Origin of the sequence: Schleiferilactobacillus harbinensis, from assembly GCF_008694105.1 — a bacterium.
GTDB classification, from domain to species: Bacteria; Bacillota; Bacilli; order Lactobacillales; family Lactobacillaceae; genus Schleiferilactobacillus; species Schleiferilactobacillus harbinensis.
In genome coordinates this window covers 1418129-1441527 of the sequence record NZ_CP041364.1, presented here as the reverse complement: position 1 = coordinate 1441527, position 23399 = coordinate 1418129, and the positions used below count along the sequence as shown (strand labels likewise).

Sequence of the window (23399 nt, the reverse complement as noted above, 5' to 3'; positions counted from 1 at the left end):
GTCACAAAACTGAAACACACTTTAGTTAACAGAACGGTGGGATTCAGGTATAATGACTTTGTACTGATTGAAAGCGTAGTGCACCGAACGAAAAGATTTCCAGCTTTTTGTTGTCCCTCTAGAGGGCATGTGCTACAATGACAATTGGTATCAAGATAAATTATGAGATCTTAGGAGGAATACCACATGAAGAAATTTTCAAAGGTTAAGTACTTCGGTGCTGTAGCCGCTGCCCTGTTGGCAGTTGCTCCGATCGCTGCACCAGTAGTTAGCCAGGTTGCTTCACCTGCAGTAGCGCAAGCCGCTAAAGCTGACAACTATGCAGATGCGTTGAACAACTCATTTGCAAACACGTCGAACATTACTTTGCCTGCAAAAGTAACTGGTGCTTATTTCGCAGCTACTACTGAATCGGCAGCTACGTCTAAGGCAACTGCAGACGGTACATTAGGTGCTGCTTTGTTGAAACAGGGCGTTAAGCCTGACAGCAAGTTAGACAGTGCTAGCTTGCGTTTTGTATTCACTGGTTTAGAGACATATAATGCAGACAAGTTGGCTACTCAACTGAGCAATAGTGCAACAAAGACTTATACTGTTACTATTTATGCTTATGATGGTGCAAACCAAGTTGCAAGCAAGACAGTTACTGTTAACATTGCTGATAGCTCAAAAGCTACTGTAAAAGGTTCAACTGTTAAGATTGGTGACAATGTTTCTGATTTGCTGACTCAGACATCTCTTGCCAGTGCAGTTACTTTGCAAGATCGTAACGGCAATTCCATTAGTCTTACTGGTGCTGACTTCGAAGCTTCCACTAACTGGGCAACAACAGTGGGTGGTTCCGGCGCCGACTTAAGTACGATTAAATTCTACAAAAACAAGCCTGCAGCATCAACTGATGGCAAGTGGGCTAATCCGGGTCAGTTGTATCAAGTTTCCCAGATTTCTAATCCTACATCCACTAAGTTTAGCAGTGTAAACTGGGCACAAGTTGCTAAGGCTTCTGACGGCTTGGTCACTGTTGATCCTGCTGAAGGCGCACCTGCTCACGTCTATGTTTATCGTCCAGTAACGGTTCAAACTGGCAATAACGACCAGCAATTCTATCCGGTTGTAGATTACACTTACGCACCTGGTTCTGCAGATGCTGCTAAGAAGATTGTATCCTACACTAACGGACAGACTGTTGAATTGAATGCTTCTGACGCAGCTAGCTTGCACTTCTATACGGCTGCTCAAAATACTTCTTATGAGAGCATTTCAAAACAATTGAAGGCCGTTCTGAGTAAGAACAACTTTGTTGCACGTCAGGATGCAACTGTTAATGGTATGGGCCAACAAGCTGGCCCGGCTACTGTTGATTATGATAAGTACTTTGGCGCTGATGCAGTGAAGAGTGCCATTGGCTCTGACCTTTACAAGGCTGGCACTTATAATGTCCCTGTGCAGGTAACTAACAGAGCTGGCTTGTCCACTACTGTCTATGTACCTGTAACGATTGGTTATGCTGCTAATGCGCCTGTAGCTGTTTCCTTCACACCGTACACCGAAATCACTAAGGGTGCTGCCTTTGACAAGTTTGCTGGTATCCAATTCCAGAATTCTGCTTCTGACAAGACAGTTATTCCTGAATCTTCTGTCTCTGTATCTGGTGATGTTGATACTACTACCCCTGGAACTTACACTTTGACTTACACAGTTAAGAACACTCAAGGCAACACTTCTACGTTTACACGTACTGTTGTTGTTAAGGACGGTGCTTTGACTGAGTCTAATGCTGACGGTGTTGTTTACATCAACAAGGCTGACGGTGCTAAGATTTACTCTGACCAAGCAACTACTAGCGCTACTGACAAGACTTTGGACAACACCACTGCTTGGAAGTTCCACTCTGTAGTTAAGGATTCCGCTGGTAAGATTGTTGCCTACAACTTGGGTGGTAAGCAATATGTCAAGGCTTCTGAAGTTTCGACTTCACCTGTTAAGGCACAAGCTGGTGTATTCACGGTTTACTATCCTGCTAACAGCAAGTGGTCGATCGCTGTTTACAACTCTGATCTGAAGGTAATTAAGTTGATCCCTGCCAAGTCTTCTTGGTTAACGTTTGGTACTAAGACTCTGAAGGACGGTAAGTCCTACTACAATCTTGGTGGTAACCAATGGGTTCGCACTGATTATGGTTTCTGGAACGCTAAGTAATTAGCTTAACCAGTTTTGAAACGGCCCTCCGGGGCTGTTTCTTTGTATGCAAATGGAAGCGCTACCATTATTGGAGGATTGATTTGTAAGAGGTCGTTAAACGGGCGTAAGCGGTCGTTGAAATGTAAGAGGTCGTTAAACGGGCGTATATGAAAAAGTGGCGCAACCCTCTAACATAAGGATTGCGCCACTGCTGTACTCGAATTATTTATTCGTGGCAGATCTCCTGCACTTTCGGTGACCAGGGTAAATAGTCCTGTAGGACCGTCAAGTCCCCGGGCACCGGCAAATTAGGTAATGCCGCAAACAAATAGTTCAAGTATTGACGAAGGTCGAGGTGATTTATCTCTGCAGTTTTGAGCACACTTAATAAGATGCCCGTCGCTACGGCGCCGCGTTTGCTCTGTGAGAAGAGCCAATTTTTGCGGCCCATCACCAGCTCTTTGACGGCTCGTTCGGCCCGGTTATTGGATAACTCCAACCGGCCGTCTTGGAGAACCGCCCGTAATCCTACTTCATGGCCCAGTGCGTATTCAACTGCGCGACCAAGTTTGGATTTCGGTAAGTAACTGTCACCCAATTCAAACAACCATTTGAAGAAGGCATCCATCTGCGGCTGGAGGTGTTCTTTACGCTGCGCAAGTCGCTCAGTTGCGGGCAGGCCACGCCATCCCTGTTCCAAGTGGAACATCTCATTACAGTATTGCCGACCAATGGGTGCCAATCCGGTATCACCACCGGTAACCGCTTCGTCGAACTTCCGCCGGACGTGCGCCCAGCAATAAACATTGGTCAGATCCGGCAACCGGGGATACACAGCATAGCCATCGGTCTGCAGGTATTTCGTATATCCCTTAAGGAAGCGCTCAGCTTCGCCGTACCCGCGGGTGTCGCCGTGGTCATACAGGATAATTTGATGCTCCGCAAACTTGCCTGAGGTGTAAACCCAGTAATAGGTCTTGGCCTTCTTGATGGCGAGCACCCGGTAGGGCGTCTCATCGGCGTGAATGATATCCTGGGCCAGCAGTTCTTGATGCATCAAATTGTAGAGCGGCCGCAGATATTCTTCGGCTGCCTTGATAGGCCAACCAGACAGGGCTTGCCGGGTAAAATCTGCGCCACGATTATGCCAGAGCTTTTCTTGCCGGTAATCCGGCACTTTATAGATAAATTTGGTCAAGATTGATTCGGTCACGACCGCATTTGAAGCCATACTGTGGGAGATCACGGGCTTCGGTACGTCTGCTTTCTTGGTGATTACCTTACCGTGGTCTTGTAAACACTGCTCGTTAGTGCAGACGTAAGTGTGCTGGTAAACAGTGGTGGCCAACAACTTAACGGGGACAAAGTCGACCTCTTTACGTACGGCTGTCCGCCCAATATCGGCCATCATCTTCCCACATCCTGGGCAAATCTGATCTTCAGTGTCTAAAGTATAGTCGCGAGTGTTTTGTGGTAATTGACTCAGGTCCATCGATTTTCGGTGAACCACTTTCTTAGGGCGTTTCTTGACTGGCTCGTCTTCGCCACTCGCCTTGGCGACCGCTGCTTGTTCTTCCTGGATGAGCACGTGTTCGTTGAAGAGGTTGGTTTGCCCATCTGGCAAATTTTGGCTGGATTCGCGGCGACGACCATAGAGAACACGTTTCAATACGGCCAGCTGCTCCTGCATCTGTTGGTTTTCGTGGAGTAAATTTTGGACGATAGTCCGTAATTGCTCGGGGGTGGCATCTGCGAGTGCAATGCTATTTTTTGGGTCGACCAATGTGTGGCCCTCCTGAATTATTGATTATTGGATTATATCATTTATAGATCATAAAAAGGAAGAGGTAATACCAAATTTCATTTGGCATCCTCTTCCACATTTAATTGGTATATCCGACCCTGCGGTCATGAATGGTACGCCTCTCAATAATACTTAGACCAGTGATCAATCGTTTTAACTGGTAATGGCTTAGTCGTTGTACGTCGGACCGGTTGCGGGGCCATTGCAGGTGGCCGTTCTCGAACCGCTTGTAATAGAGGACGAAGCCGCTGCGATCCCAGTAAAGGGCCTTGAACCGGTCCCGCTGACTGCCGCAAAATAGGAATAGTGAGTGGTCGTACGGGACTTCGTTCTCACCATAGAGTTCCCGCAGTGAGGCAGCTAAACCGTCAATTCCTTTGCGGAGGTCAGTCTTGCCACAGATGATGTAGATGTTAAGTTCTTGGATATTGGGGAACATTACCAGTCAACTCCTGTAAGACGATGTGCAGAGTGCTCCGATCAGCACCATTATAAAAAATCACTTCGGCATCTTTGAGCTTGATTCGAGCAGCTATCTGGGGCTTCCCACCAGTGCTGGGTGTCCGATCTGTCATTTGAACCGGCACAATATCTTTAATTTGAACCATAAAAAGCCTCCTTGTGCACTTGATGACTCAAGCATACAAGGAGGCTACGGCGCGAACCATATACCCGTTTAACGACCGCTTACAGATAAATCACCTCGACCTTCGTCAATACTTGAACTATTTGTTTGCGGCATTACCTAATTTGCCGGTGCCCGGGGACTTGACGGTCCTACAGGACTATTTACCCTGGTCACCGAAAGTGCAGGAGATCTGCCACGAATAAATAATTCGAGTACAGCAGTGGCGCATCCTTATGTTAGAGGGTAAGCGGTCGTTAAACGGGTATATGGTTCGCGCCGTAGCCTCCTTGTATGCTTGAGTCATCAAGTGCACAAGGAGGCTTTTTATGGTTCAAATTAAAGATATTGTGCCGGTTCAAATGACAGATCGGACACCCAGCACTGGTGGGAAGCCCCAGATAGCTGCTCGAATCAAGCTCAAAGATGCCGAAGTGATTTTTTATAATGGTGCTGATCGGAGCACTCGGCACATCGTCTTACAGGAGTTGACTGGTAATGTTCCCCAATATCCAAGAACTTAACATCTACATCATCTGTGGCAAGACTGACCTCCGCAAAGGAATTGACGGTTTAGCTGCCTCACTGCGGGAACTCTATGGTGAGAACGAAGTCCCGTACGACCACTCACTATTCCTATTTTGCGGCAGTCAGCGGGACCGGTTCAAGGCCCTTTACTGGGATCGCAGCGGCTTCGTCCTCTATTACAAGCGGTTCGAGAACGGCCACCTGCAATGGCCCCGCAACCGGTCCGACGTACAACGACTAAGCCATTACCAGTTAAAACGATTGATCACTGGTCTAAGTATTATTGAGAGGCGTACCATTCATGACCGCAGGGTCGGATATACCAATTAAATGTGGAAGAGGATGCCAAATGAAATTTGGTATTACCTCTTCCTTTTTATGATCTATAAATGATATAATCCAATAATCAATAATTCAGGAGGGCCACACATTGGTCGACCCAAAAAATAGCATTGCACTCGCAGATGCCACCCCCGAGCAATTACGGACTATCGTCCAAAATTTACTCCACGAAAACCAACAGATGCAGGAGCAGCTGGCCGTATTGAAACGTGTTCTCTATGGTCGTCGCCGCGAATCCAGCCAAAATTTGCCCGATGGGCAAACCAACCTCTTCAACGAACACGTGCTCACCCAGGAAGAACAAGCAGCGGTCGCCAAGGCGAGTGGCGAAGACGAGCCAGTCAAGAAACGCCCTAAGAAAGTGGTTCACCGAAAATCGATGGACCTGAGTCAATTACCACAAAACACTCGCGACTATACTTTAGACACTGAAGATCAGATTTGCCCAGGATGTGGGAAGATGATGGCCGATATTGGGCGGACAGCCGTACGTAAAGAGGTCGACTTTGTCCCCGTTAAGTTGTTGGCCACCACTGTTTACCAGCACACTTACGTCTGCACTAACGAGCAGTGTTTACAAGACCACGGTAAGGTAATCACCAAGAAAGCAGACGTACCGAAGCCCGTGATCTCCCACAGTATGGCTTCAAATGCGGTCGTGACCGAATCAATCTTGACCAAATTTATCTATAAAGTGCCGGATTACCGGCAAGAAAAGCTCTGGCATAATCGTGGCGCAGATTTTACCCGGCAAGCCCTGTCTGGTTGGCCTATCAAGGCAGCCGAAGAATATCTGCGGCCGCTCTACAATTTGATGCATCAAGAACTGCTGGCCCAGGATATCATTCACGCCGATGAGACGCCCTACCGGGTGCTCGCCATCAAGAAGGCCAAGACCTATTACTGGGTTGACACCTCAGGCAAGTTCGCGGAGCATCAAATTATCCTGTATGACCACGGCGACACCCGCGGGTACGGCGAAGCTGAGCGCTTCCTTAAGGGATATACGAAATCCCTGCAGACCGTTGGCTATGCTGTGTATCCTCGGTTGCCGGATCTGACCAATGTTTATTGCTGGGCGCACGTCCGGCGGAAGTTCGACGAAGCGGTTACCGGTGGTGATACCGGATTGGCACCCATTGGTCGGCAATACTGTAATGAGATGTTCCACTTGGAACAGGGATGGCGTGGCCTGCCCGCAACTGAGCGACTTGCGCAGCGTAAAGAACACCTCCAGCCGCAGATGGATGCCTTCTTCAAATGGTTGTTTGAATTGGGTGACAGTTACTTACCGAAATCCAAACTTGGTCGCGCAGTTGAATACGCACTGGGCCATGAAGTAGGATTACGGGCGGTTCTCCAAGACGGCCGGTTGGAGTTATCCAATAACCGGGCCGAACGAGCCGTCAAAGAGCTGGTGATGGGCCGCAAAAATTGGCTCTTCTCACAGAGCAAACGCGGCGCCGTAGCGACGGGCATCTTATTAAGTGTGCTCAAAACTGCAGAGATAAATCACTTCGACCTTCGTCAATACTTGAACTATTTGTTTGCGGCATTACCTAATTTGCCGGTGCCCGGGGACTTGACGGTCCTACAGGACTATTTACCCTGGTCACCGAAAGTGCAGGAGATCTGCCACGAATAAATAATTCGAGTACAGCAGTGGCGCAATCCTTATGTTAGAGGGTTGCGCCACTTTTTCATATACGCCCGTTTAACGACCTCTTACATTTATCTCTGCCCGCGTTTACAATCTAAGTGCAACACATAATTAAATAGACCAAAAAGGCCATGATGACCTATTCTTATAAGCAACCAAGCACATAAGAAAGGCACATCATGACCAACATCAAGCTTACCATCTCTAAGGCTTACCAACAACTATCAAATTTTGATCGCGTTCGCATTGAAACTCTGCTCAATCAGGGATTCTCCCAAGCACGGATTGCCCGCAAACTCAACCGCTCTCGTAGTACTATTTCGCGTGAGATCACTCGTGGCTCCGTTCTACAGCGAATTCCCGGGCATAAGGTAGCGTTGATTTACTTTGCTGATACGGCAGCTTATCTGCACGCTCAGCGGCGGGAGCGGTGTCGCCCCAAGACGATGCTTGAGAAGAACCCCGAGTTCTACGCCGCCTGTGCCGCTGCCATCAAGCAACGTCCACGCGTACACAGTGTGGACAGCTTCGTGCACACCTTCAAACGGGAACACGCAGACGAGGTTGTTCCTTCAACACCAACGGTTTACCGGGATATTGAGGCCGGTAGATTCGAACTACGGACCCACGACTTACCGCGCAAACCCAGCTTGCGAATTAAACGAAGCCATTCCCATACCCGCACCAATAAGACGAAGCTTGGTACCTCGATTGATGAAAGACCCATTGAAGTTCAAGACCGTCGGCAAGGGGGCCATTGGGAAGGAGATTTAGTGAAAGGTAAGCGCGTTGATAGCGAACCTGCGTTGCTGGTTTTGACAGAGCGGACGAGTCGCTTCGAAATCATCATCAAGCTCGCTAACTACAAAGCAAGTACCTGTAAGGTGGGACTTCAGTCCATCATTGATGATTACGGTGCGGAATACTTCACCACCATCACCTTTGATAACGGCAGTGAGTTCGCACAACTAGATTCAGTAGAAGAAACTGATGTCTACTTTGCTCATCCGTACTCACCATGGGAGCGCGGAACAAATGAGAACCAGAACGGCCTTCTACGAGAGTTTATTCCGAAAGGTCGCTCACTCCACCATTACGACATCATTGATATTCAGAGCTTCCAGGACGCACTCAACAGCCGGCCTCGTCGTATCTTGGGCTACCGGAGTGCGGCGGAACTGATGCCGGAACTCTAAGCTGTGTACCACTTATAGGATTGGACTAGGGAGTGTCTGAAAATCCCGAAATCCTGTATACTTCTTGTTAAAAACAAAACGGAGTGTGCAGGATGGTTATACCCAAACGTTATGAAGTAACCGACGAACAGTGGGAACGGATCGCTGATCTGTTTCCAAAGCGGTCAACGCGCGGCCGACCGCCTAAGGTCGACAATCGTACTGCTTTTAACGCCACATTATGGCTTATTCGCAGCGGTGCAGCTTGGCGGGATTTGCCCGAGCGTTACGGCCCCTGGAAGACAATCTACAGTCGGTTCCGGTTGTGGGTTGACGCGGGCGTGTTTGAGCAGATCTTCAAAGCTGTATCTGCCGATGCGGACATGGAAAACGTGAGCTTAGACTCAACCAGCATCCGCGTTCATCAGAAAGCCAGCGGTGCGAAAAAAACGCGGTAAATGCCGATGTGAATCAGTACATTGGCCGGAGTCGCGGCGGCTTGACCACTAAGATTCACGCCATCGTCGATGGCCTTGGCAATCCTCTGAGCTTCTGCCTGAGCGGCGGCGAGGTACACGATAGTACAGTGGCTGCGCCGTTGCTCGGTACTATTCCATTGAAGAACGGCAATGTCCTGGCGGACAAAGCGTACGGGACGCAGGCGCTACGAGACTTCATCACGTCTCAGGAGGGATACTACACAATCCCGCCCAAAAGCAATGCAGTGAACCCCTGGCCGTGCGACTTCTATCTTTACAAGGAGCGACATCTAATCGAAGGCTTCTTCAACCAGATGAAGGAGTTCAGGCGTATAGCCACACGCTATGATAAGCTCGCGCATGTCTTTCTGGGCGCGGTTTACGTTGCAGCAATATGGGTATGGCTTAAGTAATTTTCAGACACACCCTAGAAACTGTTGCACTTAGATTGACAATACGGGAGTTTAAAGATCAGACCGTTCATCAACTTTCTGAAAGTATGGGTGTGGGTTTGGCATGAGAGCTACCAATTGTTTCTATCGTGTTTTAGCAATCGATTAGCTCATGGCCACGCCATGGGCATCAGTGCAGTGATAACAGCACTTCGTGGGCTTTACCGCCAATGGGGTGCTGTTTCTGTCTGAACGAATCAAGCCGAACAAGTTTTCCTCTGAGCATTTAGTTACCGGTAACAGCACACTCGCTATAGCAATCGCTTACACCAATCGGTAAACTAAACATGATACCAACATCATGAAGAAGCGGGGGAAAACAATGGTAAAGACACGATGGCGGCGACTAGTACTCGCCGGTTTAGCGATCCTGGCAATCGGCGGCCTAAGCGGCCCGGCGGTCAGTTACAACTTCAACCCAGCAACCCGGGTTGAGGCGGCCCAAACGGACGCGCAAACGCAAACGACTAAGCTGGTGGTCCATTACCAACCGAAAGCGGGCGATACGGTTCAGCGCGGTGTTTATGTGTGGGCTGATGGGCTGGATGGCAAATGGTATAAATTTACCGGAACCGATAAGTTTGGCCAAGTAGCCGCGCTGGATCTGGCTGGTAATTATGCCAAGATGAATTTTATCGTCACCACTGAGGACTGGAAAAAAGACGGTGGTGATCGCACGGTCACCAGTGCCGGCGGCCTTGGCGAAGCCTGAGTAGAGAGCGGCAACGATACCACACTCACTGCGCCACCGGCTGGGTTTGAGACGCAGTACAAGAGCGTCCAGGTTAAAATCCATTACTACCGAGATGACCAGCAATACACCGGTTGGAATGTCTGGCAGTGGAGCGACGACAAAAACGGCGCGGCGGCGCAGTTTGCCAGTGACGACAGTTTTGGTAAAGTCGCGGAGTTCACAGTTAAGTCAGAGACGCCTTTTTCCCAAGTTGGGGTGATTGTTCGCAAGCCCACCGCCGACCAGGAGTGGGCGGAAAAGGATGGAGATGCGGACCGAATTTTGAAAAATGGACTCATAAAAGATAATGGCGACGGTACAGGCAGTGCAGAGATTTGGCTGACCAGCGGCGATCCGACACTCTATCTTTCGCCGACCCTCATTGATAAGGAAAACCGAATTAAATCGGCGACGATTGACACGATGAATACGATCAAAGTCACGGTGAATAAGGTATTTGACCCGGCCAAGATTAAAGATGGCATTAAGCTGAGCCAGGGGACGATTGCTGATGTGACGACGACTAAGGACGCGCCGACGGTATTGACGATCACGACTAAAGAGGCAATTGATCTGAAGACGCCGCTGACAGTCACGCTCCCTGGCTACGGTGATGCAATGGCCAGTATCGGAGCGGTCGTCCGGACCGACGCATTTGATCAAACATTTGCTTTTAACGGTCAACTTGGCGCGCTGTATACCGATGCGGAAACGACTTTCCGTCTTTGGGCGCCGACAGCAGCAAAGGTGGATTTAGTAACGTATCAGGGCACCGCGGCCGATAGTCCGGTTAAGGCGACTGTGCCACTGACCCCTGGTGAGAAGGGTACTTGGTCAGCGCAATTACCTGGTAAGCAAAGCGGTACGGTGTACACCTACCATCTGACCTTCCCGGATGGAACGACGTCGGACGCTGCGGATCCGTATGCGACAGCTGCTATTGTTAATGGCGGCCGCAGTGTGGTGCTGGCACCCAGCGAGATGGTGCCAGCCAATTGGGGCGGCCGGATGGCACCTTTTAGCCGGCCGACAGATGCAGTGATTGATGAAATGCAGATTCGCGACTTTTCAATTGCCCCGAACAGCGGTATTCAGAATAAGGGCAAGTATCTGGGAGTGATTGAAACTGGCACTAAGACCACGAAGGGCACCGTCAGCGGTTTGGATCACCTCAAAGCGATGGGTGTGACCCATGTGCAGATCATGCCGATGTATGATTTTGCTTCAGTGGATGAAAGCAAACCGGATACGCCACAGTACAATTGGGGATACGATCCGGAGAATTACAATGTGCCGGAAGGGTCATTCAGCAGCGACGCGACCAACCCCCAGACGCGGATTTTAGAAGCTAAAGAAATGATCCAAGGGCTGCATAACAACGGTCTACGGGTGATTATGGACGTGGTTTACAACCATGTGGATGATCCCGGCAAGCAGGCCTTTCAGCAAACCGTACCAGGCTACTATTTCCGCTATGATAAAAATGGCAAACTGGCCAACGGTACCGGAGTGGGCAATGATGTGGCCTCTGACCGGGCGATGGCGCGCAAGTATATTGTGGACAGTGTGACCTATTGGGCGAAAAACTATCATATTGATGGATTCCGCTTTGACTTGATGGGGATTTTGGACACTGAAACGATGAAGGAAGTCCGGGCGGCGCTGGATCAAATTGATCCGTCGATTATTACCCTTGGTGAAGGCTGGGATTTGAACACACCGCTAGCCGCGGACCGAAAGGCGAATCAGAAGAATGCGAATCAGCTGCCAGCCGTGGCGTTTTTCAATGATTCGATGCGGGATGCGATCAAGGGTTCCGTCTTTGAAGCGGCTGATCCGGGTTTCGTAAACGGTAAAACGGGTGTTGAAAGCCTGTTGGCCAAGAATATCCTGGGCGGGCAGAATCTGACCGCTGACTTGGGGACGACGTATGTCGCACCGACGCAGCTGATTCAATATGCTGAGGCTCATGATAATTTGACTCTGTACGATAAGTTAGTGAAGACCAATCCAGACGACACGGATGCGGTTCGGGCGAAGCGGGATATGCTGGCGAACAGTATTGTGCTCCTGTCCCAAGGTGTGCCGTTTATGCAAAATGGGCAAGAGTTTCTGCGGACCAAGGACGGCGATGAGAACTCGTATAAATCGCCTGATGCGATCAATCAGATCGACTGGGATCGGGCGGCGACTTACGCGCCGGCCGTAAATTATATGAAGGGTCTTATCGCGCTGCGGAAGGCGACGCCGGCCCTGCGGTATACCAGTTATGCGGATATCAAGGCCAACACTAAGCTGCTGCAAGCACAAGATTGGGTCGTGGCGTATCAGGCGGTTGCGGGTGATAAGGCGACAACGATCATTTTTAACGCTAATGAAAAGGATACACCGGTGAAGCTCGCCAATGGCACGTATGCGATTTTGGTGAAGGGTGACCAGGTGGATACGCGCGGCAGCAAGTCCTTGACGGTTTCCAACGGTGAAGTGAATGTGCCGGCCCTGTCAACGTTGGTCTTGCAGCAGACAGCGACGACCCCCGGCGGCGGTACTGGCGGTGGCAACACTGGCGGTTCTGGCAGCAACGGAGGCTCCGACAATGGGGACAATTCCAGCAAGCCAGAGACTGTTAAGGTGGAGAAAAAACGCGGTGTGCTGACCCTGCATTCCGCCGGTGTGGTTAAGACAAGCTATGATGCGGACAGTAAAATCGTGGCTCGTGATCCGCTGCCAGCCGGCAGTCGTTGGCAGATCTTTGCTGTGGCTACGTATCCGAATGGGGATACGTGGTATCATCTCGGCGGTAACCAGTGGGTGAAAGCCAATGATGGTGTGCTGAGTACTAATCAAGACAAGGCTCAGGTTGGTGTCATTAACTATGTCCCTGGATATGGTGTGGCGGTGTGGACCAAGCCTGGGGCTAAACTCGTGCCCAAGGTTAAGCTGGCACACAATACCGCCTGGCGTGTGTTTGGCAAGACGACCTACAAAGGGCAGACCTGGTATCATTTGGGTGGTGACCAGTGGGTTTCGGCTGAGCATATGATCTTGGTCGGCGAGCAGCGGGCAACGAAGGGCGTGACGCGAGTACTCGGAAACACAACGGCTCAGGTGTTTGATGGACCGGGGATGACTGGCCAGAAACGGATGCTGCCGGCTGGATCTGCTTGGATCGTTGGGACTATTGGAGCTGCGCAGAACCAATTGTGGTATAAGGTTGGGACTGGGCAGTGGATTCAGGCGGGGAAGACGAGTGGTATTCGTTAGGCCATGCTGAAATGAACAATAACAAAGCCGGTGACTTCCGTGTTAGGGGATACTCACCGGCTTTGTTGATGCACAGAACACAGAGGCTTTTTGGCCGCATTCATATGCTTGCCCAGTGCATCAGTTTGTTCTGGGATAAAATCGCCTAATTCTCGAACAGTGTTCTTCAGCTAAACAAACGCTTGCGATTGTTTTCTTCATATGTGGTTTTCTCTCTCTATGCGTCATGAATTAATAGTGCGGTACGAAGGTACCGTTACCGGCTTTCACATACTGATGGCCGCCCAAGTAGTAGTAAGTGATTCCGCTAAAATTAGTTGTAGCGTAGACTTGCCACTTGCTCTTGGCCTTCAAAATGCGTAATGGTTTTAGCTGGTCGTTATGAACCGCGGTTCCCCAGCTGGGATGATTGGGGACATTGACGGTAAAGACGCCACGGTTAGTTGGTGTAACGACGTCAGAGCTATCGATATATTGTTTGCCGCCGAGACGATAGGCGAAGTAATGGGGCGTGGCCACAGAGAAGACTTCGCGAGTTGTTTGCCACCGGCTGCCCTTGGGCAAAACCTTACCCGTGATCGGTTTAGTGAGCGCTGGATCAGAATAGACTTGGCTGCCAGACGCCTTGGCGATGGTAACGATTTTATTGAGTGGATATTCCTGATAATAGCCGTTTGCTTCCACTGGTTGTTCGGCGTGGACCGCGACTGGGGCAATTGCGCTTGTGGCGACCAGGGCACCGCCAGCCAACATCGCGGCGGCTAATGAAGCAAAGATTTTTTTCTTCAACAAGGTGAATGCGTATTTTTTCATAATCAATCAGCCCTCCTTTGGAATTGAATTCGTCACAAGTATATCAATCTGAGAGCGACGTTAACAGGTGCAGAACATAACAATTTCCAATATCTGTTCAGAGTGGCCGTCAACAGTAAAACAGCACCCGCAACTGTTTTGCCAAGCAGTCTGCGGGTGCTGATTGATTAACTATCATGAGGCAGCACTTGGAAAGGGTAATTGAACCGACTATTTGACAACTTCCAGACTGCTGACCCACTGGCCGCCACCGAGATCATATTTCACACTTTGGTATTTGCTTCGCGGATAGGCGATGTGGAAATATTGCCAAGTGGAGCCAACCTTGAACGGAACGAAACCGTACCATGCGGACTGATAACTGCGCGGATTTCCTTTGTCCATCGTCAAGTTGACGATGCTTCCTTTTGGCGATCCAGGAACCCGAACAACGCCGCGCCGGGAAACGATATGATACGAATTATCTTCACTGTCTAGAAAAGTCAGGCAATAGCCTTCAATCCATTGATTGCCGCCCAGATTATACCAGTAAGTGTCTGTGCCGGTGACGGCGACCTTGTAAAACCGCCATCTAGATTGATCTGGAAGAATTCGGCCAGCATATTTGCGGGTACTGCCCACACCGTTCCATAGGGCAATACCATAACCGGATTTGTAGACGATCCGCAATGTGCCCTTGAGCGGGGTGATGGCCGCATCAGCTGGCAGGGTGGCGGCCTGAACAGGGGCAGTCCCTGCCGCATTCGCGGCAGTTATTGTCCCGCCAACCAGAAGGGCAGAAGCAAGCAGGGCGAGAATTGTTTTCTTCATGGGTTGACTCCTTCGCGTTGAGCTTGGGGTGAATGCATTACCTAGGCACTAACGGATAATAGAACCCGCAAAAGATCCGTTGTACAAACCGGACTTCAAATCCTGAGTAGCAAAGGAAGAATACTTCACGTACTGCTGGTTCCCCAAGTCGTAATACTGATCAACATACCGGCCGCCCTGGCCATAGATCTGATACATGCCATAGGCCGTCCACTTGCTTTGTGCCGGTAAAGAACGGATTGGCTTCAAATTTTTGTTGTAAAGTACAGTCGCCCAAGTAGGATGATTCTGGACATTGACCGTAAAGACACCTTTGACTGGCGTGTAGGACGTCACAGTTTCGATGTCACCTGCTTTGACGTACTGGTGGCCGCCCAGATCATAGCCAACACCAGCTGGCGAGTTGTCAAAACCGAAAGCCGTAAAAGACCGCCAGACCGAATTCTTGGGGAGCACTTTACCCTTAATTGGTTGCGTAAAATTGGTGTCAGAGTATACTTGCGCGCCAGCAGCCGCCGTAATCCGAACGGTACCTTGCCGGGCGGCCGTTTCAGCAGCTGCTACCGGCGATGCCGTGGTTAATGCCGCTGGCGCCAGCGCAGTGACACCTAATGCAGTGGCAGTAAGCAAGGTCAAAATTGTTTTCTTCATTATTTTTATCTCCTTGACGAGTGATAGATGATGACAATATGCAGTACTTAATTCATGGTGCCGTTATACTGACCGGAGTTCAAGTCATGCTTCGGGAAGGATGCGTATTTCACGTATTGTTGATTGCCCAGATCATAGTATTGGTCGACGTAGTGGCCATTTTGCCCATAAATATTATATGAAGCGTAGACCTTCCAGCGGCTGCCAGTCGGCAACGAGCGAATCGGTTTCATGTTCTCGTCGTAAAGAACTGTGGCCCAGGTCGGATGATTTTGTACCTTGACGGTAAACGTCCCTGACCAAGCCGTTTTGACGTCAGTGAGCTGGACATCAGTCACTTTGACGAACTGACTGCCGCCGACACTGTAACCGCCGTTGGTAGGATTTCCGTTGCCGAATTTGTTATACACCCGCCAACTTGATCCCTTGGGTAGGACTTTTCCCTTGATCGGTTTAATAAAACCAGCGTCTGAATAAACTTGCGCGCCGGCTTCGGCGGTTACTTTAGCCGTTGCCCGCTGGTAAGGGATGGCAGTAGCGGTAGCGTCTGCGGCCTGAACTGGTGCCGCAGTGTTCACTGCGGTTGAGGTGACAACGGCCGCACCCAATGTGGTTGCAGCAAGTAAGACTAAGACTGTTTTCTTCATCAAGATCATCTCTCCTTAAATTTGGTATCGTTACTAGTATATCAATTACGCGCTTGACTTAATACACAACGACCGGTGTTCCAGCAGGTACGAGGCAGTACAATTTAGCCATGACAGTCGGCGGCGTGTTCACGCAACCGTGGCTGCCATTTTCTCCATACCAATCGCCGCCGTACTTCGGCTGCCAAGGCGAGTCGTGCAGACCCACCCCAGTGTAGTCGATGGGCATCCAGTAGCTGACTGGCGATGCATACTTTGAGCCATCGTCGTTCAGGCCGCGCAGAGTGGCGTCACGCTGCTTGCTCCAAACGAAGAAGGCACCGCTGGGTGTTGCTTGATTCGGCTTGCCGGTAACGACGTCCGTACTGATTTGTTCGGCGCCATTAACGTAGACCCACATATGCTTCTTGGCCTTGCTGACTTCAACATAGGTCTTGCCAATATCACTCCCGTGAAAACTCTGGCCGGAACCGCTGATTAGGGGGTGCCGGGTGAAATTCTCGCCTTTCTTGATTGTTGCAGCCAGAGCATTCGCTTCACTGGATTGTTGGATACTCCAGCCAAAGGTGCCAGCAGGAATCGACACCGTTCCGCTATTTGTAGTCTTAAATACCCGCGTTTTGTCGACAGTATGGAGAAAAAATCAGCATCAACCGACCAAATGCAGTTTTGGCAGGCAGAGCTGATTGTTAAAAAATCTTAATTTTTAAAAATGGATAATGGTCAAGATTCAATTATTGAAATGCTGGCAATCCATTCGGACTCGTCGTATATTGCCCTTCGATCCACTGATTGCCGCCCAAGTTGTACCAGAACCCGCCATCGACATATTTTTCACCGAAGACTGCCCAACTCGTCGCATTCATCAGGGTTCGCCCCGCATACTGCCGGCTGGCTCCGTCACCGTTCCACAATGCGATTCCGTAATTCGGTACATACTTAATCGTGACGATTTTTGAATTGGACGCGCCGTTGCTATTGACGGCCGGTACCCCGATGGCCCCGGTATCAATATTCGTGTACTGGCCCTCGATCCACTGATTGCCGCCGAGATTGTACCAATACTCGCCATCCGCATAAGTTTGGGCGAGCACCTTCCATTTCGTCCCGGTCAGTAGGGTCCGCCCAGCGTACGTTCGATTCGCGCCATAACCGTTCCACAGAGCGATCCCGTAATTCGGAATGTAATTGATCGTCGCAATTCCCGACATGCTGGCCGGCGGCGTGGTGTTGGCCGACGGGTCCGGATTCACCGGCGGCGTGGGCGCCAGCGCTAGCGTAGAGCATGGTGCTGTCAGAAACCCGGAACTTAGTCCCCTTGGGCAGTGGTTCCTTACCGCGCAGCTGCCGGTATTTGAACGTCCAGTTGGTGATCACGCCATCGGTTCCTAGAGAAATAACGTCCTGGGCGGCATCGCCGGTCTCGGATGTATTGAACCACGGGTACACCTGCTTGCCGGCGGCATGAATTGCATTAACCCCGGCACCATCCAACGTATCCTAGTAAGTTCCAAAGCTGGTGATGTACGGATGCTGGGCGATCCACTCTGGCGTGACGATATGCTTCGTATTCGTCAGCAGCATCGTCTTCGCGCTGGGATTAAGTTCACGAATCAATTGCAGCGACGGGGCCACGAAGGATTCGTAGTAGACCCGGTGCTGCATGCCGTATTTGGCCACCATCTGCAGCAGCTCTCGCTCCTGGGTGAGCTGCCCGTTGACCCGGCGTGTTTCAATGACGAATTTGGCCCGCTGGTCGTTGCGGTAATGCTGGAACAGTTCTTCCAATGAATGAATCTTTTCGCCGCTATTCCCCAGCGGCAGCTGGCTCAATGTGGACCAGGGCGTCTGGCTGATGACGTGATTGACCCCAGACAGCCGGTTTGTAGTTGGGTCATGACGATCACCAAGACCCCATCGGAAGACTGTTCCAAATCGATTTCCAACCAATCCGCGCCGTCCGTTAAGGCGTTGTCGTAGGAGCGGAAAGTGTGTTCCTCAGTCCCGTAGCGATTGCTAAAATATTCTCCCCGATGGCCGATGACGGTGAACCTGCCAGCGAATATCAGGGTCAGGGCGGCAATCACGGTGGATGCCGTCAGCAATAAGTAATGTGTATTGAGCTTTTCTCATGATAATCCCCCCAGATTGAACATGCGTACCGCCTGTCCCTCACAAGCGGCGATGATACATACCACCTCTACATTCTATCGTAACGAAAAGGGTTGCAAATTTAAAGCGATAACCCCTAGTGGGGGCTAACGGTTTTGTAAGTTGATTGGGCGGCGGTCTTCGCAGTCACGCCCATTTAGTCCACCGCTTGAAAGCGACAATCAGTTAACAATGTCGTGAAAAACCTGATTTTCAGTTGAGCGCTTCCCGGTGAACTGATAAAGTTATCTTGTACCGTGTATTTGTTCACGAATACGGAAGTTCACTTGAGGAGGAAACTAGCCTAATGAAGTTAAAAAAACTATTGGTCGCGGGCGCGTTAGCCGCTGTTGTGGGCACCACCGCCAGCGCTGTGCCGCAGGCCAAGGTCAATGCCGCAGTGGATACATCCGCGGCTGCCGGGCAGCCCGTGACGGCCGCGGCGACTTTAGCCACTGCGCAGCAGCGCCAATTCGTTTTGTCGATTGCCAACCAAGCGATGGCCACGGCCCAGCCCAATGGCCTGTACACGTCCGTGATGATGGCGCAGGCCATTCTTGAATCTGGTTATGGCTCATCGCAGCTGTCGCTGCCGCCGGACTACAATTTGTTCGGCATCAAGGGTGATTACAATGGGGCGTCGGTGACGTTCCCGACTTTGGAGTGGGATAAGAACGCGGGCAAGTACGTCACGGTGCAAGCTGCCTTTCGCCAGTACCCGAATTTCACGGCGTCCTTCCAAGACAATGCGGATAAGCTGCGCAATGGCGTTTCTTGGGATCCCGTACGTTATCAGGGCACCTGGATCGAAAATACGACCAGTTACCAAGATGCGACAGCCGCCCTCACCGGTACTTACGCCACCGCTCCAGACTATGGCACCAAGTTGAATCGGGTGATCACTAATTGGAACCTGGCCCAGTATGATACCAAATATACCGCAATCAATGCTGCCATTTATGCTTGGCCTAATGGGGCCACTGTGTATGATGACTTTACCAGTAACGGCACCAGCACTGGGCGAGTCCTGCCAGCGGGCTCGGCCTGGAAGGCCATGCGTTCTGTTAATTTGAACGGCGTGCTCTGGTACAATCTGGGCGGTAATCAATGGGTCCAAGGCAATGATGTGACATTGACTCAGCCGGGATCGGTCACGAGCTTCCGCGGTGTAGGCCAAATCAACTATGTGCCGGGCTATGGTATCGCTATCTGGACTAATAACGGCCACGTCATTCCTGGCCGCTATCTGCAGCATGGCACGCGCTGGCAATTGTATCAACGGAAGATTTACAACGGCCGGGTGTGGTATAACCTTGGCGGCGACCAGTGGATCGACAGTCAGTACATTATTTTGCGCTAATCATCATTGTCATCGTAGAAATCCGTGTCGAGTTTACCGACACGGTATTTTTTTGCCTTTTTTCGAAAAAAATAGTTTCCTGATAAAAATTGGACTAGACCGGTAATTGGAGTAGACCAAACTTCAAGTACACATGAGCAAAAATTGATAAAATAGGATTTTATGCGGAGAATACGATGCTGGTCCAATGATGAACACTTGCTATGCTAATGAAGCTCAAGCGCTTGGGCAATCCATTATCCGAGGAGGAAATGTATTGTCCACAACATCAGAAACCATCACCGAGGCTGGTTTTCTTGCCGCCCTGGCGGCCATGCCGCTGATCAATGGGGCTATTAAACACACGACGTACCGCATCGGCATCGCCGAGCGGGAGGATTTGGTCCAGGACGCGATCCTGACGTATGCGGCGTTCTATGATACGCACACCGAATTATGGGGTGCCGACCCCGATGCCTTTCGGACTCAGGTCTATCAGAAAATCCGCTGGCTGCTCTTGGATAAACTGCGCCGGGAGAAGTGGCTGACGGAACGGATCGAGCACGACGAAGCGGCTTTGGCCAACTTGCCTTTAGCCGGCGATACCGAACTGGCTGCTATTACTCAGGCCTGCGGTCTTTGGCTGGTACGGACCGGGAACGGGCCGTGGTCGAGTACCACTGGCTGCGGGGTATCCCGCTAGCTCAGGTCGCCGCCGCCACCGGCGTGCCCGTTCGTTCATTACGCGCGGTGCGGACCACTTTGCGAACTCGCTTGCGCCGCTTGGAAGCGATTTGACAGTTTGTTTACAGGTGCGCAATATCCATTGTGAGCCACCGGTGGACATGTTAAGCTTTTATTGCGGTGCTTTTGCAGCGCATTCATTTTGAGGAGGAGAATCCCCATGCACGTTCGCAAGACATGGTCAGTTTGGCCTGTGCCGCTGCCCTAAGCGCGGCTGCTTTGCCGCTCATGAACCATACCACACCAGCAGTCGGGCTGCACCACGTTCATGCAGCCGTGAGCAATAGAGACATTAATGCCCAAAGTTTCGCCAATCCCCAAATTACGACCTATCCCACCACGTTTACCAAATACTTTGGTTACCGTAACGGGGTGGGCCGGCCGGAGGGGATCGTCATCCACGAAACGGCGAACAGCACCTCAACGATCGACAATGAAGTTGCCTATATGCAGCGGGCTTGGCCGACAACGTATGCCTATGTGCATGCCTTCGTGGACCATTCTCGGATCATCAATATTCATCCCACTGATTACGGCGTCTGGGGCGCTGGACCGGCGGCCAATGCCCGGTTTATCCAGCTGGAGCTGGTGCGGGAGCACTCGGACGAAGACTTCGCGGCGTCAATCAATAATTATGCCTATTACGTTGCTTATCTATTGAAGCATTACGGGATGGGTGTTGATCTGGCCGACAATGATGGGGCGGGCACCATTTGGTCCCACAACGCTGTCAGCGATTGGCTAGGCGGGACAGATCATACGGATCCCATCGGTTATTTCAAGCAGTGGGGTTACGATATGAACCAGTTCGCCGCCTTAGTCCAGCAGAAATATGATGCCCTCAGCGATGATGGCGGCGGGAACAACAACGGTAATGGCGCTAACCCGGGCCAGCCGATTTTTGACATTGTGGCTAATCAGCAGTCGGTGGACTTGCTTGGTGTCATCAATGGTACCGCCACCAACGGCAAGTACTATCTGACCGACGCCGGGTTCACCCAAGCAGGGACGAGCGCCAGCGAGAACGGCAACGCGTACCGGATCACTCAGCAGGCGACGACCACCAATGGGACTCAAATGTACCTGATGGCGAATGCCAACGGGACCGGTCAGTTCTGGGTCATTTCGTCCATCGTATCGACGGAACCGCGGCCGGCTGCAGCCCCAGCGATCACGCAGAATCAGAATGTGACCGGGACGCTGCGCTTGACCAGCAGTGCGATTCTGCACAACCAGCCGGGCGACGGGACTTTCTTAAAAGGTCTCACCGCGGGCACCAGCTGGTCGGTTTACAAGCAAGCCATCCTGAGCGACGGATCGACTTGGTATAACTTGGGCGGCAATCAATGGGTTGCCGGCAACAAGGGCACATTCAACCGGGCCAGCACCCCGCCGCCGGCCACCGGGGGCGGCAGTTCAGTCGGGGAGGGTGAAGTCACCGACTTCCGGGCTGTGGCCCAGATCAATTACGTGCCAAATTACGGCGTGGTAATGTGGACCGGTGCCGGGCGCGTGATTCCGGGCCGGGTATTAAAGCACGGCACCCGCTGGGCGGTGTTTAAGGCTAAGAAGATCAACGGTCAGACGTATTACAACCTGGGCGGCGATCAGTGGCTGCAGGGGAAATATGTGATCATCCAATAGCAGGCTAGGATAGACAAAAGGCGTCTCGCAAAAAATGCGAGGCGCCTTTTCGCAGACCGTTGGTTAACCGGCATCATCAATGCCAGCCACTTTAGTGCCTTCCAATGGTTCCGGTTCGATATTGACCACATGCCACCCCGGACCATATTTTTTTTCTTCCCAGGGGGTCGCGACTACTAAATTCGCGTAAGGACCCTTGGGCACGCCATCGGTAATGATGCCGGCAATTTCGTGGCCGATGTATTGTTTCTTAGTGCCATCGAGAAGAATGAAGTAGACCCGGGTGACATTATCCATCAGGTCGCCGTCAGTGCCTTTATTGGTCATGACTTGCACGATATACATAGTTGACTCCCCCAGTGAAAAATTTCTTCTCATTCAGTGTACCAAAAATACATTGTGGGCAACAGTACAAATATAACGGTTTTGGTCGGTCAACTGCCCCAAACGAGCTTCTAACCGTCGGCCGGCGCTCTCTACAGAAAAAGCCGCGCACCGAAGCACGCGACTAAAAGGAAGTATTGGTATTCGGCCGATAATTAAAGTACGCGAACGCCGAAGGAAGGTTGGAAGTAGCTGGAAATCGAAGCAACTTGGACACCTTGGCCCGGTTGAGGTGCGTGGATGTACTTACCGTTGCCGATGTACAGCCCAACATGGTAAGTGGCACCGCGAGAACCCCAGAAGATCAGATCGCCGGCCTGTAAGTTACCGATGGAAACTTTTTGCCCAGCGCTTTCCTGAGGAACAGTCCAGCCGCCGATGTTCGTGCCGGCTGCGTTCTTGAACAGGTAGTACATCAAGCCAGAGCAGTCGAAGCTGGAAGGACCTTTGGAACCCCAAACATAAGGTTTGCCTAATTGCTTGTAAGCTAAGTCAATGACGGATTGAACATCTTGGGAAGTCTGCTTGCCTTCAACCAATACGTCGTTAGCCTTCACCCAAGCATCGGTGCCTAACAGATACCAAGTGACACCGTTGCTGTCGGTGGTCACACTGCAGATCGTCCAACGGGAACCATAGGCACCATATCGCGTCTTTTGACCGTTGACAGAATCCGGAGTCTTATAGAAGCCAGCCGCGGAGTGTACGGAGTTGCTGACCCGAACGATATCGCCCTTAACGGCGTTAACGGTGGCTGCTTGTACAATTGCGTTGTCCGAATTGTTTTGTGCGGAGTAAGTAGCGGTGGTGGTAATAGCGGTTCCGAGAAGTGCTGCGGCGATAACTGAAGTGACAACGGACTTTTTCATAGTAGTAGTTTCCCCTTACGTTTTCTTGTATTCGTCCGACTGGACGTGGATGATTCCTCGTGAGCGCATCGTTTAAGATTTGCTTAACAACAGTGTCGATACTA

The 23399-nt window shown here is 51.0% G+C and carries 22 protein-coding genes and 3 pseudogenes; 12 read left to right on the top strand and 13 right to left on the bottom strand.

Features of this window, described 5'->3' with window-relative positions; translation table 11 throughout:
• The first annotated feature begins 186 nt into the window (after nt 1–186).
• The gene (locus FMM01_RS07380) at nt 187–2199 is read left to right on the top strand and encodes an immunoglobulin-like domain-containing protein (protein WP_150392079.1); all 2013 of its coding nucleotides are present in this window, start codon (nt 187–189) and stop codon (nt 2197–2199) included.
• A 208-nt stretch (nt 2200–2407) separates the two neighbouring features.
• Here the strand turns inward: FMM01_RS07380 and tnpC (FMM01_RS07375) are convergent, their stop codons facing one another.
• The 3 genes from tnpC (FMM01_RS07375) to FMM01_RS07365 form a co-directional block, all read right to left on the bottom strand.
• On the bottom strand, nt 2408–3964 hold the full coding sequence (tnpC, locus tag FMM01_RS07375) for an IS66 family transposase (protein ID WP_150392078.1): 1557 nt from the start codon (nt 3962–3964) through the stop codon (nt 2408–2410).
• 100 nt (nt 3965–4064) lie between these two features.
• Nucleotides 4065–4424 carry an IS66 family insertion sequence element accessory protein TnpB gene (gene tnpB, locus FMM01_RS07370; protein WP_057824131.1) on the bottom strand — a complete coding sequence of 120 codons (360 nt, stop codon included), beginning with the start codon at nt 4422–4424 and terminating at the stop codon, nt 4065–4067.
• The gene (locus FMM01_RS07365; RefSeq protein ID WP_146995692.1) at nt 4399–4593 is read right to left on the bottom strand and encodes a hypothetical protein; all 195 of its coding nucleotides are present in this window, start codon (nt 4591–4593) and stop codon (nt 4399–4401) included. The genes tnpB (FMM01_RS07370) and FMM01_RS07365 overlap by 26 nt, the downstream gene beginning before the upstream one ends.
• A 13-nt stretch (nt 4594–4606) precedes the next feature.
• Between FMM01_RS07365 and FMM01_RS07360 the strand changes: the two genes are divergently transcribed.
• The 8 genes from FMM01_RS07360 (at nt 4607) to pulA (ending at nt 13243) form a co-directional block, all read left to right on the top strand.
• Nucleotides 4607–4816 (top strand): hypothetical protein, encoded by a 210-nt coding sequence (locus FMM01_RS07360; RefSeq protein WP_150392077.1) that lies wholly within the window; start codon nt 4607–4609, stop codon nt 4814–4816.
• 123 nt (nt 4817–4939) lie between these two features.
• Nucleotides 4940–5134, top strand: coding sequence for a hypothetical protein (locus FMM01_RS07355; RefSeq protein WP_150391512.1), 195 nt, complete (start codon nt 4940–4942; stop codon nt 5132–5134).
• A complete protein-coding gene (gene tnpB, locus FMM01_RS07350; protein ID WP_057824131.1) occupies nt 5109–5468 on the top strand; it encodes an IS66 family insertion sequence element accessory protein TnpB in 360 nt (119 codons plus the stop codon). Before FMM01_RS07355 ends, tnpB (FMM01_RS07350) begins: the two co-directional genes overlap by 26 nt.
• Nucleotides 5469–5568: 100 nt before the next feature.
• Nucleotides 5569–7125: an IS66 family transposase gene (gene tnpC, locus FMM01_RS07345; RefSeq protein ID WP_150392076.1), complete on the top strand. Its 1557-nt coding sequence runs from the start codon at nt 5569–5571 to the stop codon at nt 7123–7125.
• 194 nt (nt 7126–7319) lie between these two features.
• The gene (locus FMM01_RS07340) at nt 7320–8336 is read left to right on the top strand and encodes an IS30 family transposase (protein ID WP_150392075.1); all 1017 of its coding nucleotides are present in this window, start codon (nt 7320–7322) and stop codon (nt 8334–8336) included.
• A 92-nt stretch (nt 8337–8428) separates the two neighbouring features.
• A protein-coding gene (locus tag FMM01_RS07335) for an IS5 family transposase (RefSeq protein ID WP_419555021.1) occupies nt 8429–9207 on the top strand; the annotation gives its coding sequence in 2 pieces (ribosomal slippage) (nt 8429–8759 and nt 8759–9207; 780 coding nt in all).
• 361 nt (nt 9208–9568) lie between these two features.
• Complete coding sequence (locus FMM01_RS07330) at nt 9569–9958, top strand: pullulanase-associated domain-containing protein (RefSeq protein ID WP_190973481.1); 390 nt, start codon at nt 9569–9571, stop codon at nt 9956–9958.
• 78 nt (nt 9959–10036) lie between these two features.
• Nucleotides 10037–13243, top strand: coding sequence for a type I pullulanase (gene pulA / locus FMM01_RS07325; RefSeq protein ID WP_223850048.1), 3207 nt, complete (start codon nt 10037–10039; stop codon nt 13241–13243).
• Nucleotides 13244–13474: 231 nt separating this feature from the next.
• On the opposite strand, the gene FMM01_RS07320 is transcribed toward pulA, so the two are convergent.
• The 8 genes and pseudogenes from FMM01_RS07320 to FMM01_RS16750 all read right to left on the bottom strand — a co-directional run.
• Nucleotides 13475–14056 carry an SLAP domain-containing protein gene (locus FMM01_RS07320; protein ID WP_150392072.1) on the bottom strand — a complete coding sequence of 194 codons (582 nt, stop codon included), beginning with the start codon at nt 14054–14056 and terminating at the stop codon, nt 13475–13477.
• 210 nt (nt 14057–14266) lie between these two features.
• Complete coding sequence (locus tag FMM01_RS07315) at nt 14267–14866, bottom strand: hypothetical protein (RefSeq protein ID WP_150392071.1); 600 nt, start codon at nt 14864–14866, stop codon at nt 14267–14269.
• 48 nt (nt 14867–14914) lie between these two features.
• Nucleotides 14915–15517 carry a hypothetical protein gene (locus FMM01_RS07310; RefSeq protein ID WP_150392070.1) on the bottom strand — a complete coding sequence of 201 codons (603 nt, stop codon included), beginning with the start codon at nt 15515–15517 and terminating at the stop codon, nt 14915–14917.
• A 47-nt stretch (nt 15518–15564) separates the two neighbouring features.
• Nucleotides 15565–16167: an SLAP domain-containing protein gene (locus tag FMM01_RS07305; RefSeq protein WP_150392069.1), complete on the bottom strand. Its 603-nt coding sequence runs from the start codon at nt 16165–16167 to the stop codon at nt 15565–15567.
• Between the two features lie 55 nt (nt 16168–16222).
• A pseudogene (locus tag FMM01_RS07300) lies at nt 16223–16795 on the bottom strand (L,D-transpeptidase); the annotation flags it as partial.
• Nucleotides 16796–16898: 103 nt separating this feature from the next.
• Nucleotides 16899–17417 (bottom strand): hypothetical protein, encoded by a 519-nt coding sequence (locus FMM01_RS07295; RefSeq protein ID WP_150392067.1) that lies wholly within the window; start codon nt 17415–17417, stop codon nt 16899–16901.
• A gap of 247 nt (nt 17418–17664) precedes the next feature.
• A complete protein-coding gene (locus tag FMM01_RS16455; protein ID WP_223850090.1) occupies nt 17665–18114 on the bottom strand; it encodes a glycerophosphodiester phosphodiesterase in 450 nt (149 codons plus the stop codon).
• 8 nt (nt 18115–18122) lie between these two features.
• Nucleotides 18123–18251 (bottom strand): annotated as a pseudogene (locus FMM01_RS16750) (hypothetical protein); the annotation flags it as partial.
• A 371-nt stretch (nt 18252–18622) separates the two neighbouring features.
• Here FMM01_RS16750 and FMM01_RS16690 point away from each other — a divergent pair.
• From FMM01_RS16690 to FMM01_RS07270, 3 genes are all read left to right on the top strand, one after another.
• Complete coding sequence (locus FMM01_RS16690; RefSeq protein WP_150392064.1) at nt 18623–19675, top strand: glycoside hydrolase family 73 protein; 1053 nt, start codon at nt 18623–18625, stop codon at nt 19673–19675.
• Between the two features lie 256 nt (nt 19676–19931).
• On the top strand, nt 19932–20357 hold the full coding sequence (locus FMM01_RS07275) for a sigma-70 RNA polymerase sigma factor region 4 domain-containing protein (RefSeq protein WP_150392063.1): 426 nt from the start codon (nt 19932–19934) through the stop codon (nt 20355–20357).
• A gap of 218 nt (nt 20358–20575) precedes the next feature.
• Nucleotides 20576–22042, top strand: a complete 1467-nt coding sequence (locus FMM01_RS07270; RefSeq protein WP_150392062.1) for a peptidoglycan recognition protein family protein — start codon at nt 20576–20578, stop codon at nt 22040–22042.
• Nucleotides 22043–22105: 63 nt separating this feature from the next.
• On the opposite strand, the gene FMM01_RS07265 is transcribed toward FMM01_RS07270, so the two are convergent.
• Together FMM01_RS07265 and FMM01_RS16715 are read right to left on the bottom strand one after the other, a co-directional pair.
• Entirely contained in the window at nt 22106–22387 is a 282-nt protein-coding gene (locus FMM01_RS07265; protein ID WP_150392061.1) for a hypothetical protein, read from the bottom strand.
• 194 nt (nt 22388–22581) lie between these two features.
• Nucleotides 22582–22935: pseudogene (locus tag FMM01_RS16715) on the bottom strand (C40 family peptidase); the annotation flags it as partial.
• Between the last annotated feature and the right edge of the window lie 464 nt (nt 22936–23399).

Bases quoted from the DNA above. Each gene is read 5' to 3' on its own strand.
- FMM01_RS07315 (WP_150392071.1), bottom strand. From the start codon at position 14,866: ATGAAGAAAACAATTCTCGCCCTGCTTGCTTCTGCCCTTCTGGTTGGC.
- FMM01_RS07355 (WP_150391512.1), top strand. From the start codon at position 4,940: ATGGTTCAAATTAAAGATATTGTGCCGGTTCAAATGACAGATCGGACA.
- FMM01_RS07265 (WP_150392061.1), bottom strand. From the start codon at position 22,387: ATGTATATCGTGCAAGTCATGACCAATAAAGGCACTGACGGCGACCTG.
- FMM01_RS07270 (WP_150392062.1), top strand. From the start codon at position 20,576: ATGGTCAGTTTGGCCTGTGCCGCTGCCCTAAGCGCGGCTGCTTTGCCG.
- FMM01_RS07330 (WP_190973481.1), top strand. From the start codon at position 9,569: ATGGTAAAGACACGATGGCGGCGACTAGTACTCGCCGGTTTAGCGATC.
- FMM01_RS07340 (WP_150392075.1), top strand. From the start codon at position 7,320: ATGACCAACATCAAGCTTACCATCTCTAAGGCTTACCAACAACTATCA.
- FMM01_RS16690 (WP_150392064.1), top strand. From the start codon at position 18,623: ATGAAGTTAAAAAAACTATTGGTCGCGGGCGCGTTAGCCGCTGTTGTG.
- FMM01_RS07365 (WP_146995692.1), bottom strand. From the start codon at position 4,593: ATGGTTCAAATTAAAGATATTGTGCCGGTTCAAATGACAGATCGGACA.
- tnpB (WP_057824131.1), top strand. From the start codon at position 5,109: ATGTTCCCCAATATCCAAGAACTTAACATCTACATCATCTGTGGCAAG.
- FMM01_RS07310 (WP_150392070.1), bottom strand. From the start codon at position 15,517: ATGAAGAAAACAATTTTGACCTTGCTTACTGCCACTGCATTAGGTGTC.
- FMM01_RS07320 (WP_150392072.1), bottom strand. From the start codon at position 14,056: ATGAAAAAATACGCATTCACCTTGTTGAAGAAAAAAATCTTTGCTTCA.
- FMM01_RS07380 (WP_150392079.1), top strand. From the start codon at position 187: ATGAAGAAATTTTCAAAGGTTAAGTACTTCGGTGCTGTAGCCGCTGCC.
- tnpB (WP_057824131.1), bottom strand. From the start codon at position 4,424: ATGTTCCCCAATATCCAAGAACTTAACATCTACATCATCTGTGGCAAG.